Raw genomic sequence first — 14089 nt, 5'->3', positions numbered from 1 at the left:
CGGTGCAGGGCGCGGCGGCGCACGGCCACGGCCGCCTGCTGCGCGCGGGCCAGCGCCGGCAGCGCCGCCACGACGTCGGCGACGCCGCAGCCGCGGTGCACCAGCCGCGCCGGGGTGGTCGCCCGGGCACCGGTGTTGCGCACGCGCACGACCTGCTCCAGCTGCGCACCGGCCACCGCCCGCCGCGGTCCCGACACGGTGACGACGAGGCCGCGCAGGCGCGGGCGCAGCATCCAGCCGGTGAGCAGCAGGGCGACGGCGGCGGCGGCCACGACCGCCAGCCACCCGTTGCCCAGCCCGGTGGCGGCCAGCGCGAAGCCGATCGCGACGTAGGTGGTGCAGCGGCCGGCGACGCTCAGCCGCACCGCGGTGGGAGCGCTCACCGGTGCACGGGGACGGGGACCTGCTGCACGATCCGCGCCAGCACCTCCTGCTGGGCCAGGGCGGTGCCCTGCGCGCCGTGCTCCGGCTCGGCCAGCACGAGGCGGTGGGCGAGCACGGGCACCGCCAGGGCCTGCACGTCGCAGGGCAGGACGTGCTCGCGGCCCTCCAGCACGGCGCGGGCCTGCGCGCAGCGCACCAGGGCGATGGCGGCGCGGGCGCTGGCCCCCAGCAGCACGCGCGGGTCGGTCCGGGTGGCGCGCACGACGTCCACGGCGTGCTCCACGACGGCGTCGGCGACGTGGACCTCCCGCACCGCGGCGCGCAGCGCCCGCAGCCCCGCGACGTCGAGCACGGGGCGCACCCGGCCGACGGTGGCGGCGCGCAGCTGGTCGCGCACGACCTGCCGCTCGTCGCGCGCCCCGAGCGGGCCGAGGACGACGCGCACCGCGAAGCGGTCGAGCTGGCTCTCGGGCAGGGGGTGGGTGCCGACCTGCTCGACGGGGTTCTGGGTGGCGAGGACGACGAACGGGTCGGGCAGCGGGTGGCGCCGGCCGTCGGCGGTGACCGCGCCCTCCTCCATCGCCTCCAGGAAGGCGGACTGGCTGCGGGGGGAGGCGCGGTTGAGCTCGTCGACGAGCAGGACGTGGGCGAAGACGGGGCCGGGCACGAAGCGGAAGCCACCGGAGGCGGCGTCCCACACCCCGCCGCCGGTGATGTCGGCGGGCAGCAGGTCGCCGGTGGCCTGGATGCGGCCGAAGCCGGCCCCGCTGGCCAGCGCGAACGCCTTGGCCAGCGTCGTCTTGCCGCTGCCGGGCACGTCCTCCAGCAGCACGTGCCCGCCGGACAGCACGGCGGTGGCGACGAGCTCGACGGCGCCGCGGCGCCCGCGCACGACCTGCTCGACGGCGCCGACGAGGGCGCGGGCGGCGTCGGTGGGGCTGGTGTGCACGGGGGTCCTCCGGAGGTGGGCGTCGTGGCGTGCATCGGCAGCGGGCGCCCCGGACTGGCCCGGGACGCCCGCCGCGTCCGCCGTCCGGAGCACGCGCGGCACCCGCTCGGCCCACGCTGGGGAGCACCCGCCCGGCACGGAGATCATCTGCTGCGTGCTAGAGTCGTCCTCGCTTCCGCACGGGCCGCAGGGCCCGTCGGGGTCACTCGTCCGGGTGGCGGAATTGGCAGACGCGCTAGCTTGAGGTGCTAGTCCTCGTATAGAGGGTGGGGGTTCAAGTCCCCCCTCGGACACTCCGGCAACACCGAAGCCCAGGTCTCCGACCTGGGCTTTTGTCATGGGTGCCGACCGCACGATGCCCCGGGTGCGACCAGCGGCGGATCCGGATCGGCGCGCACTTCGGACAACGCTTACCCAAAGCGCCACCGCAGGCGTTAGTGTCCTGTCAGCACCCGTGCTCGACGTCACCGCGGACGTCGGCACTCCCTCCCGCGTCCCGAGGTCCGCCTGAACCGCGCGCAGGTGTGACCGTTCACCCGACCGCTGCGACCCACCGCACTCATCCCACCCTCGACGACGAGACAGGTGATCGACGTGTCCGCACGACCCGCGCCACGCACCGGGCGTGGTGCCCGCCAGGCGGGTACCACGCTGCTGGCGGTGGCCCTCGCCGCCGGTGCCTCCGCGCCCGTGGCCGCCTCCGCCGCCTCCGGGCAGGACCTGCTGTTCGACTTCCAGTGCACGGGCAACGTCACCGCGCCCGAGCACACGGCCGTGCTGCCGACGACCACCTGGGCGGAGGGCGGTTCCGGGTTCCTGACGCCCCTGGCGGCGACCAGCTGCCGGGACCGCGGCGGCAGCGGCGACCCGGCGCTGCGCGACTTCGTGCTCCCCGGTGCGACGAGCACGTTCCGCGCCACCGTCCCCAACGGCACGTACAGCGTCGTGCTGCGCTCGGGTGACCTCACGGCCAGCAGCAACAGCGGCTTCGTCGTCAACGGGCAGGTGGTCCCGGCCCGCGGCACGGGGGCCGGGACCATCGACGAGCGTGTCGTGGAGAACGTCCAGGTCGTCGACGGCCGCCTGGACGTCGGCTTCTCCGGCTCGTCGATCCGGATCAACTCCCTCCAGGTGCTGCGCCCCGTCGCCGCTCCGCAGACCGTGGGCGCCGAGGTCGGCGCGACGGCCGCGGACCCGTCGGTGACGCTGTCGTGGCCGGCGGTGCCCGGCGCCACGGGCTACCGGGTGTACCGCTCGACGGCGGGGGCGGCGCCCGCCCGGGTCGCCGACGTGGCCGCCGGTGCGACGCCGACGTGGACCGACCGCGACGTCGAGCTCGCGGACGGCTACACCTACCAGGTCAGCTCCCTCGGTCGCACGGGTGTGGAGAGCGCCCCCTCGGCCGCCACCGACGTGACGGTCGTGGCGCCCGGCGTCCCGGTTCCGGCTGCCCCGGGCGCCCCCACCGTGAGCCGGGGCGGCGACGGTGCGCGCGTGTCCTGGGCGTCCGTCGCCGGCGCCGTGCAGTACGAGGTCTACCGCTCCGGTCCGGACAGGAAGCCCGTGCGCCTGGTGCGCGTCCAGGGGACGAGCTGGGTCGACGCCGGCGCCGAGCCCGGTGCCGCCTACGACTACCGCATCGCGGCCGTCAGCACCGGTGGCCGCTCGGCGCTGTCGGCGCCGACGCGGCTGGAGCGGGCGGTGCACCTGAAGCGCCAGGCCGAGCGGCTGGACCGGGCACCGGTCGCCGTGGCCGGCACCACGGGCGTCTACGTGGGCTGGCGGCTGCTGGGGCAGGACCCCCAGGACCTGCCCTTCCACGTGTACCGCGACGGCCGGCGCATCACCGCCCAGCCCCTGACCGGCGCCACGAACCTGCAGGACGCCGGGGGGAGCGCGGCATCGACCTACCGGATCAGCACCGTCGTCGGCGGTGTCGAGCGGTGGGCGACGGAGGAGTTCGGCGTCTGGGACCAGCAGACCCTGGACGTCCCCCTGCAGCGGCCGGCCGGTGGCACCACGCCGTCGGGGCAGGCGTACACCTACAACGCCAACGACGCCTCGCTGGGGGACGTGGACGGCGACGGGCAGTACGAGATCGTGCTCAAGTGGGACCCGTCCAACTCCCGCGACAACTCCCAGGCCGGCTACACCGGCAACGTCTACCTCGACGCCCTCGAGCTGGACGGCACCCGCCTGTGGCGCATCGACATGGGCAGGAACATCCGCGCCGGCGCGCACTACACCCAGTTCCAGGTGTTCGACTACGACGGGAACGGCAGGGCGGAGGTGGTCGCCAAGACCGCCGACGGCACCGTCGACGGCGCCGGAACGGTGATCGGCGACCCCGCGGCCGACTGGCGCAACTCCGGCGGCTACGTCCTGTCGGGGCCGGAGTACCTGACCGTCTTCGACGGTGCCAGCGGCGCGGCGGTGGACACCGTGGACTACGTGCCCCCGCGCGGGGACGTGGCCGCCTGGGGCGACGCCTACGGCAACCGCGTCGACCGGTTCCTGGCGGGCACGGCCTACCTGGACGGCGAGCACCCCAGCGTGGTGATGGCCCGCGGGTACTACACGCGCACCGTGGTCTCGGCCTGGGACTTCGACGGCGAGAACCTGACCTCGCGGTGGGTCTTCGACTCCGACGAAGCGGGGGACGAGTACGCGCACCAGGGCAACCACAACCTCTCGGTCGCCGACGTCGACGGCGACCAGAAGGACGAGATCGTCTACGGCTCGATCACCCTGGACGACGACGGCGGTGTCCTCCACAACACCGGGCTCGGCCACGGCGACGCGCTGCACGTGTCCGACTTCGACCCGTCCCGCCCCGGCCTGGAGGTGTTCGCCGCGCACGAGGCGATGGCGGCGTCGGGCAACCGGGGGGCGACCTACCGGGACGCGGAGACCGGCGAGATCCTCTGGTCCATCCCGGCCACCCGGGACACCGGGCGCGCGGCGATGGGCGACATCGACCCCACCCACCCCGGCGCGGAGGGCTGGGCCGTCGGCGGCGACGCGGCGTGGAACTCCCCCGTGGGGCAGCTCGTGGCGGCCGACGGAACCCTCATCGGCACCGCCATCCCGGCGGCGAACTTCCTCACCTGGTGGGACGGGGACCTGCTGCGCGAGATCGGCGACCACGACTGGAACACCACCACCAGCACCGGGGTGCCGACCATCTCCAAGTGGAACTGGCAGACCGACCGCGCCGAGGAGGTCTACCGCGCCACCGGGACCCTGTCGAACAACAGCACCAAGGGGAACCCGTCCCTGCAGGCCGACCTGTTCGGCGACTGGCGCGAGGAGCTGATCACCCGCACCGAGGACTCCTCGGCCCTGCGGATCGCCACCACGACCGACCTCACCGACGTGCGGCTGCGCACCCTGATGTCGGACCCCACCTACCGCCTGGGCGTGGCGTGGCAGAACACCGGCTACAACCAGCCCCCGCACACCTCCTACTTCCTCGGTGAGGGCATGACCACCCCGCCGGCGCCGAGCATCGCGCTGACCGGCACCGACCCCGGGCCGGCGCCGACCGTGGTGCCCTGGAGCGTGAAGGGTTTCTACGAGCCGGTGGACATGGGCGGCGTGCTCAACACGGTCAAGGGCGGCAGCACGGTCCCGCTGAAGTTCGAGGTGTTCGCCGGCGAGCGGGAGATCACCGACACCGCCCTGGTCGACGTCTCGGTGCGTGGCGTCCCGTGCGACGGCTCGGCCGGCAGCGACCCGGTGGAGGTGCTGGCCGCCGGGGGCACGGCGCTGCGCTACGACGCGGCCGCCGGGCGGTTCGTCCAGAACTGGAAGACGCCGAAGACCCGCGGCAGCTGCTACGCGGTGACGGCCACGGCCGCCGACGGCACGGCGGCGACGGCGTACGTCAAGACGCTCTGACGCAGCCGCCCGCCGCGGCGCACCCGCCACCGGCCCCCACCGCGCCCTGCGGTGGGGGCCGGTGCCGTCGTGCGGTGGGCGGGAGGGCTCCCGAGGACCGGCGGGTCAGGACCGCTGCGGCGCCGGAGCGCCCACCGACCGTCGAGCGCGGGGGCGGGAGCCGCGCCGGGTGGACTCGCGCTCCACGACGGCCCAGGGGCCCACGAAGTGCTCCGGGGTGGCGCTGGGGTCGCGCATCCGGCGCAGCAGCAGCCGCACGGTCGCCTCGACCATCGCGTCGTGGCCGGGGGAGACGCTGGACAGGGAGGGGACGGAGTACGCGGCGGCCGGCACGTCGTCGAAGCCGATGACGAGCACGTCGTCGGGTACGTGCACCCCCAGGTCGGCGAGCCCGCGCAGCGCTCCCAGGGCCAGGGTGTCGGTCGCGCAGAGCAGCCCGTCGGTCCGCGGCTGCCGGCGCAGGGCCTCCGCGGCGAGCGCGGCACCGGTGGACAGGTGGTTGGTGCGCTCCTGCACGGCGAGGGCCGTGGCGCCGGGGAACTCGGCCAGCGCCCTGCGCACCCCCGCCGCGCGCAGGCGGAAGGCGTCGTCCTGGTGGCCGCCGTCGTCGTCGGAGCGTTCCAGCGGCGGGGTGCCGATGACCGCGAGGTGCTCGCAGCCGCGCTCGAGCAGGAGCCGGGCGGCGGCCTCGGCGCCGGCGGTGTTGGACATCTCCACGTGGTCGAAGCGGTGCATGTCCTGCCGTTCGCCGAGCATGACCACCGGCAGGTCCCCCGCGAGCGCGGCGACGTCCGCGGAGCCGAGGCCGCTGGCGCTGAGGATCAGCCCGTCGTAGGCGTTGACCCGCGAGTCGGCGATCGCCTCCAGCTCGCCCTCGCGGTCGGCGCCGGTCTGCTCGACCACGACCCGCAGCCCCTCGCGGGCCAGGCGTGCGACGAGCCGGGCCCCGAGCATGCCGAAGTAGTGGCTGTCGAGCTCGGGCACCCCCAGCCCGATGATGCCCGTCCGCCCCCGTCGCAGGCTGCGGGCGGCGACGTTGACCTGGTAGCCGGTGCGGACGACCACGTCGAGGACCCGCTGGCGGGTCTGCGGGCTGACGTGGCGCCGGCCGGTGAGGACGTTGGAGACCGTCATGGTGGAAACCCCGGCGGCCTGGGCCACCTCGCGCATGGTCACCACGGGCGTTCCTCCGCTGCCTGACCGGGCGCCGCACGGCGCGCGGGATGGGGTGGGAACTACGGGCGACGATGGTGGCAGACCGGCGGGGGGGACCCTTGACAGCCGTGTCGGCCACCTGATTTTATCGATATTGCCACCGATGATCAGTGCTGAGGTCGTTGGCGACCACTTCTCTGGCCCCACATCCCCCCCCGCCGATCAGCACGTGCCGCGCCCGCCGCCCACCGCTGCTGCTCGTCAGCTCCTCGACGCTGCGCGCACCCCAGGAGACCACCGTGACGCTGCACCGCCGCAACGCCGCCTCCGTCCGCAACCCCCTCGAGCGCCTCGCGAGCACCGGGACCAGCCGCCGCACCTTCCTCGCGGCCCTGGCCGCCGGTGGCGCCGCCACCGCGCTGACCGGTTGCAGCACCTCCACCGAGGGCGGCAGCGGTGGCGACGGGCTGTCCTTCTTCTCCTGGGACGCCCAGGCGTCCATGCAGCCGGTGCTGGACCTGTGGGCCGAGCAGAACCCCGACGTGCCGATCGACTTCTCCCAGGCCCCGCCGGTCGCGGAGTACATCGCGGCGCTGCAGACGCGCGTGCTCTCGGGCACCGCCGCCGACGTCTTCATGATCGCGGCGGAGAACAAGACCAACCTCATCGACGGCAAGGCGGTCGCGGACCTGTCCGGCAAGCCGTACATGAGCGGGATCAACGAGTTCAACGCCGCCACCTACGGCCGCGACGGCAAGCCCTACGGCATGTCCGTGGCGTCCTGGGGTGCCGGCATCGCGTACAACCGCGAACTGCTGGGCCGGGTCGGGGCTGACACCGTCCCCGAGACGTGGGACGAGTTCCTCGCCCTGTGTGCCGAGCTGAAGGCCGCGGGCGTCGCGCCGTACATCGAGGCGGTCACCGGTCCCTCCCTCGTGGTCGCCGGTTTCCTCGGTGCCCGGAACCAGGCGCAGGGCGGCACCATGGACCAGAAGATCTTCGACGGTTCGAGCTCCTTCGAGGAGCAGTGGACCGAGCCCCTGGCGCAGTGGCTGCGCCTGTGGGACGAGGGTTACGCCACCCGCGACGCCGTCGGGATCACCGGTGAGCAGGGCCGCGAGGAGTTCGCCCAGGCCCGCGCGGCCATGACGGTCACGGGCCCGTGGGACGTCCCCACGCTGCGCTCCTCGGCCCCCGACCTGGACTTCGCGATCGCGCGCATCCCGGCGCTCGCGGGCGGCTCCACCTTCCTGGCCGGTGCCGCCGCGCCGGGCTACGCCGTCAACAGCAAATCCGACAAGGCCGAGCTGGCCGACCGCTTCCTCACCTTCCTGGCCAGCGAGGAGGCCATCCGCGCCTACCACGAGTCCACCGCGTCCATCACGACGACCGCGAACTTCGAGCCCGACGTCGACCCGGCGCTGGAGGTCGTGGCCGAGGGGGTGCGCGCCGGGGACATCTACCTGCCGCAGATCGCCTGGACGCGCGCCGAGGACAAGCTCAACGAGACCGGTGGCGCGCAGGCGCAGCTGCTCGTGCAGGGCAGCCAGTCCCCGCAGGGGATGGCCGCGGAGATGGACCGCACCCTGGCTTCGGCGTGATGTCCGGCCCGGTGCGGCAGGACGTGCAGGCGCCCCCACCGGCACCGCGCGGTGTCCTGGCCGCCGGCCCCGTCGTCCCCGGCGCAGCGGCCCCGACCGCCCTGCGCGGACGGGGGCCCCAGGCGGGCTGGCAGCAGGTCGCCGGGCACCAGGCCTTCCTCGTCCCGGTCATCGCGGTGTTCGTGGTGCTGTTCCTGGTGCCGCTGGCGCAGACCTTCTACTACAGCTTCACCGACTTCTCCGGGTACAGCCTCGACGCGCGGTGGGTGGGGCTGGCCAACTACGGCCGGATCCTCACCGACCCCTCGATGCTGGCCGGGCTCGGCTTCACCATCGGTTTCGCGGTGGCCCAGACCGCCGTCATCACCGCGCTGGCCATCCCGCTCGCCGTGGCCCTCGACCGCGCCTTCGCGGGCCGCGCGCTGGTGCGCTCCCTGCTGTTCTTCCCCGCGGTGCCCAGCATCGCCGTGCTGGGCCTGGTCTGGGGCTACATCCTCTCCCCGCTGGGCTCGGGGGTGCTCAACTCCGTCATCGCCGCCCTCACCGGCCTGGGCCCGGTCCCCTTCCTGGCCGACCCGTGGCTGGCCCGCGCCTCCGTCGTCCTCGTGGCGGTCTGGTCGCAGGTCGGCTGGCACGCGGTGCTCTACCTGGCCTACCTGCAGTCGATCCCCTCGGACTACTACGAGGTGGCGACCATCGACGGTGCCGGTCGCGGCCAGCAGTTCCGGCACATCACGCTGCCGCTGCTGACCCCCGCCATCTCGATCAGCACCTTCCTGCTGATGACCAACGGGCTGAAGGTCTACGACCTGCCGTTCACGCTGACCGGTGGCGGACCGGGGTACTCCACCTTCACGCTGACCCAGTCGATCATCACCAGCGGCGTCGCGCAGGGGGAGTACGGGCGCGCATCGGCGCTCGCCGTCCTGTTCACCGTGGCCGTGGGGGCCGTCTCCCTCGGCCAGCTGCTCCTGTCCCGCCGCCTCGAGGGGAGGATCCGATGAGCACCGCGGCCGGCGCACCGGCCGCCCCGCGCGCGAGCCGGCCTCGGCAGGGGGTCGAGTACTGGGTGCGCACCGCCGTCATGGCCGTGCTGGCGGCGCTGGTGGCGGTACCCCTCTACTACGTCGTCGTCAACACCTTCAAGACCCAGGCCGAGATGTCCAGCTCGCCGCTGGCCCTCCCCTCGCGCCTCTACCTGGACAACTACGTCGAGGTCTTCGGCACCGTCCCGCTCGTGGCCAGCTTCGCCAACACCCTGGTCATCACCGTCGCCTCGGTCGCGGTGATGCTCCTGGTGGGGGCCATGGCGGCCTACACGATGGTCGTGCGCTCCTCGCGCTTCAACACCGTGCTCGGGCTGTGCCTGCTGGCGGCCTTCGTCATCCCCGGCCAGTCCACCCTGATCCCGCTGTACCGCTTCCTGGTCGGCATCGGGCTCATCGACACCCTCACGGGTCTGGTGCTGCTCTACAGCGCCGGCTCGATCTTCTGCTACTTCCTCATCCAGGGGTACATGCGCACCCTGCCCTTCGAGATCATCGAGGCCGCGCGCATCGACGGTGCCGGTCCCTGGCAGATCTTCTGGCGGATCGTGCTGCCGCTGGTGCGGCCCATCCTCATCACCGTCGGGGTGTTCCAGACGATGTGGGTCTGGAACGACTTCATCACCCCGAACGTCTTCCTCACCAGCTCCGCCAACCGCACGATCGTGCTGCAGGTCTACAGCGCCGTCGGCCAGTTCAGCACCGACTGGCCGTCGTTCATGACCCTGAGCGTGCTCGCGATCGCACCCGTGGTGGTGTTCTTCGTGTTCACGCAGCGGCACATCGTCGCCGGCCTGATCGGCGGCGCCGTCAAGGGCTGAGGACGCAGCCGCCCGGGCCCGCCCCCTCACCCCGCCGCGGGGCTCGGCGCGCGGTGCCGGTGGCGCCGGCGGCGGCGTTCGGCGCTGCGCTGCCCGAGGGTGTAGATGACCGGCACCACGACGAGGGTCAGCAGCGTGGAGCTCACCAGGCCGCCGATGACGACCAGCGCCAGCGGCCGGGAGATGAACGCGCCGCCCCCGGTGACGCCCACCGCCATCGGCAGCAGCGCGAAGATCGTCGCGGCGGCGGTCATCACGATGGGCCGCAGCCGCTTGCGGGCGCCCTCGGTGACGGCGTCCTCCAGGTCGCGGCCGCGGGCGCGGTACTGGTTGACGAGGTCGATGAGCACGATCGCGTTGGACACCACGATGCCGATGAGCATCAGCAGCCCGATGAGCGCCGGGACCCCCAGCGGCGTGCCGGTGACGAGCAGCGCCACCAGCGCACCCGTGGCCGCGAACGGCACCGACACCAGCAGGATGAGCGGCTGCACGAGGCTGCCGAACGTGGCCACCAGCACGACGTAGACGATCGCGATCGCCAGCACGAGGGCCAGGCCCAGGTCGGCGAACGCGTCCGCCTGGTCCGCGGCCACGCCCCCGACGACGACCTGCGCCCCGCCCGGCAGCTCCAGGCCCTCCACCCGCTCGGTGAGCTCGGCGGTGAGGGCGCCGACGTCGTCCCCGGCCGGGGTCACCGCCACGGTCGCGGTGCGCCGCCCGTCCTGCCGGGTGATCGCCGACGCCACCTCGACGACGTCCACGGCGGCCACCTGCGCCAGCGGCACGGTGCCGCCCGCACCGGTCAGCGGCGCGGCGCGCAGCTCCTCGACGGTGGTGGGGGACCGCCCGACCGAGGCGCGCACCGCCACCGGCCCGTCGCCGAGGTCGACCTCGCCGATCTCGGGGTCGGTGAGCAGGCCCGCGACGGTCGTGGCCACGGCGGTCTCGGTGAGCCCCGCCGCGGCCGCCGCGGCGCGGTCCACCGTCACCTGCACGACCGGCTGGTCGGCGGCGAGGTTGCTCGACACCGCCGAGGCGCCCCCGACGTCCGCGACGGCGGCGCGCACCCGCTCGGCGGCCTCGTCGAGCACGGTCACGTCGTCGGCGGTCACCACCAGGTCGACGGTGGAGCTGCCGAAACCGTTCTGCCCGGCGGCCACGTCGATCCCCGTGACGGGCTCGGCCACCAGGTCCGCCACCGCCTCGCGGACCGCGTCGGTGGCGGCCACGCCGTCGGCGTCCTCCGCGAGGGTCAGCGCGAACGTCGCACGGGCCTCGGCCCCACCACCGAAGGCCGCCGCGGCACCGCCGTCGGAGCCCACCGACGTCTGCACGGTCCGCACGTCCTCGAGCTCCAGCAGCACCGCCTCGACCCGGCGGGCGGCCTCGTCCTGCGCCTGCAGCGACGTGCCGGGGGCGAAGGACTGCGTCACCGTGACGGCGTCCTGGCCGCTGTCGCCCAGCAGGTTCGTCTCCAGCAGCGGGGTGAGCGCCACGGTCCCGGCGAGCACGGCCACGGCGATCCCGAGCGCGGTCACCGGCCGGCGCAGCGAGGCCGCCAGCACCGGCAGGTAGGTGCGCTGCCACACCCCGCGCCGCTCCCGCGCCTCGGCCTCCTGCCGGGCGGCCTCGGCGGCGGCCGCGTCCTGCGCGGTGCGGGGTGCGCGCAGGAACCAGCGCGCCAGCACCGGCACGATCGTCAGCGACACGAACAGCGAGGCGCCCATCGCGATGGCCACGGTGAGGGCGAACGGTCGGAACAGCTCCCCGACGAACCCGCCGACGAACCCGATGGGGGCGAACACCGCCACCGTGGCCAGGGTGGAGGAGGTGATGGCACCGGCCACCTCGCGCACCGCCCCGAGGATCGCGGGGGTGCGCTCCTCGGCGTAGGACAGGTGCCGCTTGATGTTCTCGATCACGACGATCGAGTCGTCCACCACGCGCCCGATGGCGATGGTCAGCGCCGCCAGCGTCAGCAGGTTCAGCGTGTACCCGGTGAGGCGCATCACCGTGAACGCGACGAGCAGCGACAGCGGGATCGACACCGCCGAGACGAGCGTGGAGCGCAGCGAGGCCAGGAACAGCAGGATGACGACGACGGCGAACAGCAGGCCGAGGGCGCCCTCGGTGGCCAGGCCCTCGATGGACTCGGTGATGAACGGCGCCTGGTCGAACACCACCTCCACCCGCACGCCCTGCGCGTCGAGGTCCCCGCGCACGTCGCCCAGCACGGCGGCGACGGCCTCGGAGGTCTCCACGACGTTGCCGTCGGGGCCCTGCGTCACGGCGACCCCCAGCGACGCCTCGCCGTCCAGGCGGGAGAACGACGTGGCGGCGGCCTCGCCGTCGACGACCTCGGCGACGTCGCCCAGGGGCACCACCGACCCGGTGGCCGACGTCAGCGGCAGCGCCGCCAGGTCGGCCGGCCCGGTCAGCGGCGTGCCCACCTGCACCGACAGGGTCTGCTCGCCCTCGGTGATCGTGCCCGCCGGCAGCCGCGCCCCGTTGGCGTCGAGGACGCCGAGCACCGCCTGCGGCGTGAGCCCCGCGGCCAGCAGCGCCGGCAGGTCCACGTCCAGGGTGACCTCCCGGGTCGCGGTGCCGGTGACGGTGACGGCGCGGACGCCCTCGACCTGTTCCAGGCGCGGCACGAGGGAGTCCTCCACCACCCCGGCCAGCTCCTCGGGCCCCGCGCCGCCGGACGCGGCGAGCTGCACCACGGGCAGGTCGTCCACCGACCCGGCCAGCACCTGCGGCTCGACGGCCTCGGGCAGCTGGTCGGCCACCTGGTCCACGGCGCTGCGCAGCTCCTGCACCGCGCGGGTCACGTCGGTGCCGAACGCGAAGGTCACGGTGGTCGCGGACAGGCTGCTCGCCGCGGTGGAGGTGACCTCCTCCACGCCGTCGACGCCGCGGGCGGCGGTCTCCACCGCGGTCGTCACCTGCTCCTCGACGACCTCGGGGGAGGCGCCGGGGTAGACGCCGACCACCGCGGCGGCGGGGAAGGCGACGGAGGGGATGAGCTCCTGGCGCAGCGCGCCGAGGCTCACCACCCCGAGCAGGGCGATGGCGACCGTCACGAGGGCGGTCAGCGCGCGGTGGGCCAGGGAGAAGCGGGCGAGCCGGTGCACGAGAACCCATCGTGGGTGGCGCGGCGCCCCGGCGCCAGGTCGGGCCGGTGGGCCCGCTCACCTCACCGGTCGTGCACCGACCCGGCGCGGCGGGGGAGCGGTTGCGCCCCCACCTGCGCGCGGTGCTCAGCCCGGTGCGGCGCAGCGGAAGCGGTGCGTGCCGCCGCCCACCCGGCAGGTGGTGCCGTCGGGCAGCTCGACGTCGGCCGCGGTGCCCGGCGGTAGCACGGCCTCGAGGACGAACGTGCCGCCGGCGGTGGACCAGGACACCTCGAACCGGCCGGCGCGGGTGTCCTGCCTCGTGTGCGCCGCCGTCAGCCGGCTGGTCGGCACCGGCGCGATCCGCACCCGCCGGTAGCCGGCCTCGTCGGGCCCGGGGAACGCCGGCAGCCGCAGCCCCGCGACGTGGGTGTGCAGGAACGAGGCCACGGCGCCCTTGCTGTAGTGGTTCAGCGAGCCGCGCGCGGTGCCGTCGGCGGAGATCCCGTCCCACCACTCCCACACGGTGGTGGCGCCGGCGGCGAGCATCCCCAGCCAGGACGGGTCGCCCTCGTCGAGCAGCAGCTCGTACGCGACGTCGCCGTGGCCGGTGTCGGCCAGCACCGGCAGCAGCATCCCGGTGGCGAGGAAACCGGTGCCGAGGTGCGTGCCGGCCGCGCGCACGAGCTCGACGAGCCGGCCGGCGGTGGCGGGGCGCAGCCGGGCCGGGACGAGGTCGAACGCGAGGGCGCGCACGTAGTTGGCCTGCGACTCCTCGGTGAGCCGGCCGTCCTCCCCGAGGTACTCGCGCCGCCACGCCTCGCGGGCTCCCGCCGCGATCGCGGAACAGCGCTCGTCCACGTCGGGCCGGCCCAGGACGCGGGCCGCGCGCGCGACCAGCAGCGCGGAGCGGTGCAGGTACGCGGTGGCGACGATGCCGTGGTCGGCGCCTGGATCCGGGCGCGGGGGGACACCCGGTTCGAGCCACTCGCCGAAGTGGAAGCCGGTGTCCCACAGGAAGCGCTCGTGCGGGGCCGGCACCGTCCGGCGCGCCGCGCGCACCGGGTGGCGGGCCGCGGCCGCGCGGGAGGCGGCGTGCTCCACCCAGCGCAGCGCG

8 protein-coding genes, 1 tRNA gene and 1 pseudogene are annotated in these 14089 nt (G+C 74.6%); 5 read left to right on the top strand and 5 right to left on the bottom strand.

Features of this window, described 5'->3' with window-relative positions:
- Both ABEB16_RS03985 and ABEB16_RS03980 read right to left on the bottom strand, forming a co-directional pair.
- Nucleotides 1–383: pseudogene (locus ABEB16_RS03985) on the bottom strand (hypothetical protein); the annotation flags it as partial.
- On the bottom strand, nt 380–1333 hold the full coding sequence (locus ABEB16_RS03980) for an AAA family ATPase (protein WP_345710970.1): 954 nt from the start codon (nt 1331–1333) through the stop codon (nt 380–382). The pseudogene ABEB16_RS03985 and the gene ABEB16_RS03980, both read right to left, overlap by 4 nt.
- Nucleotides 1334–1541: 208 nt before the next feature.
- On the opposite strand from ABEB16_RS03980, the gene ABEB16_RS03975 reads away from it, so the two are divergent.
- Nucleotides 1542–1626 (top strand) — tRNA-Leu (locus tag ABEB16_RS03975).
- Nucleotides 1627–1927: 301 nt separating this feature from the next.
- On the top strand, nt 1928–5233 hold the full coding sequence (locus tag ABEB16_RS03970; protein ID WP_345710969.1) for a rhamnogalacturonan lyase family protein: 3306 nt from the start codon (nt 1928–1930) through the stop codon (nt 5231–5233).
- A gap of 105 nt (nt 5234–5338) precedes the next feature.
- Here ABEB16_RS03970 and ABEB16_RS03965 read toward each other — a convergent pair whose 3' ends face one another.
- Nucleotides 5339–6403 (bottom strand): LacI family DNA-binding transcriptional regulator, encoded by a 1065-nt coding sequence (locus ABEB16_RS03965; RefSeq protein ID WP_345710973.1) that lies wholly within the window; start codon nt 6401–6403, stop codon nt 5339–5341.
- A gap of 284 nt (nt 6404–6687) precedes the next feature.
- Here ABEB16_RS03965 and ABEB16_RS03960 point away from each other — a divergent pair, with 284 nt between their 5' ends.
- From ABEB16_RS03960 to ABEB16_RS03950, 3 genes are read left to right on the top strand one after another with little or no spacing between them, the layout of a single operon-like run.
- Nucleotides 6688–7989, top strand: a complete 1302-nt coding sequence (locus ABEB16_RS03960; RefSeq protein WP_345710968.1) for an ABC transporter substrate-binding protein — start codon at nt 6688–6690, stop codon at nt 7987–7989.
- Complete coding sequence (locus ABEB16_RS03955; RefSeq protein ID WP_425560103.1) at nt 7986–8993, top strand: carbohydrate ABC transporter permease; 1008 nt, start codon at nt 7986–7988, stop codon at nt 8991–8993. The genes ABEB16_RS03960 and ABEB16_RS03955 overlap by 4 nt, the downstream gene beginning before the upstream one ends.
- Nucleotides 8990–9856: a carbohydrate ABC transporter permease gene (locus ABEB16_RS03950; RefSeq protein WP_425560102.1), complete on the top strand. Its 867-nt coding sequence runs from the start codon at nt 8990–8992 to the stop codon at nt 9854–9856. The genes ABEB16_RS03955 and ABEB16_RS03950 overlap by 4 nt, the downstream gene beginning before the upstream one ends.
- Before the next feature lie 26 nt (nt 9857–9882).
- Here ABEB16_RS03950 and ABEB16_RS03945 read toward each other — a convergent pair whose 3' ends face one another.
- Both ABEB16_RS03945 and ABEB16_RS03940 read right to left on the bottom strand, forming a co-directional pair.
- Nucleotides 9883–12993 carry an efflux RND transporter permease subunit gene (locus tag ABEB16_RS03945; protein ID WP_345710967.1) on the bottom strand — a complete coding sequence of 1037 codons (3111 nt, stop codon included), beginning with the start codon at nt 12991–12993 and terminating at the stop codon, nt 9883–9885.
- 126 nt (nt 12994–13119) lie between these two features.
- Nucleotides 13120–14089, bottom strand: a 970-nt coding sequence (locus ABEB16_RS03940) for an alpha-L-rhamnosidase-related protein (RefSeq protein ID WP_345710966.1), incomplete at its 5' end; no start/stop codon positions are given.

This window comes from Kineococcus glutinatus (assembly GCF_039542765.1).
Taxonomy (GTDB): Bacteria; Actinomycetota; Actinomycetes; order Actinomycetales; family Kineococcaceae; genus Kineococcus_A; species Kineococcus_A glutinatus.
Note: the sequence above shows the minus strand (reverse complement) of the source record. Positions and strands in the feature narration are given on the sequence as shown.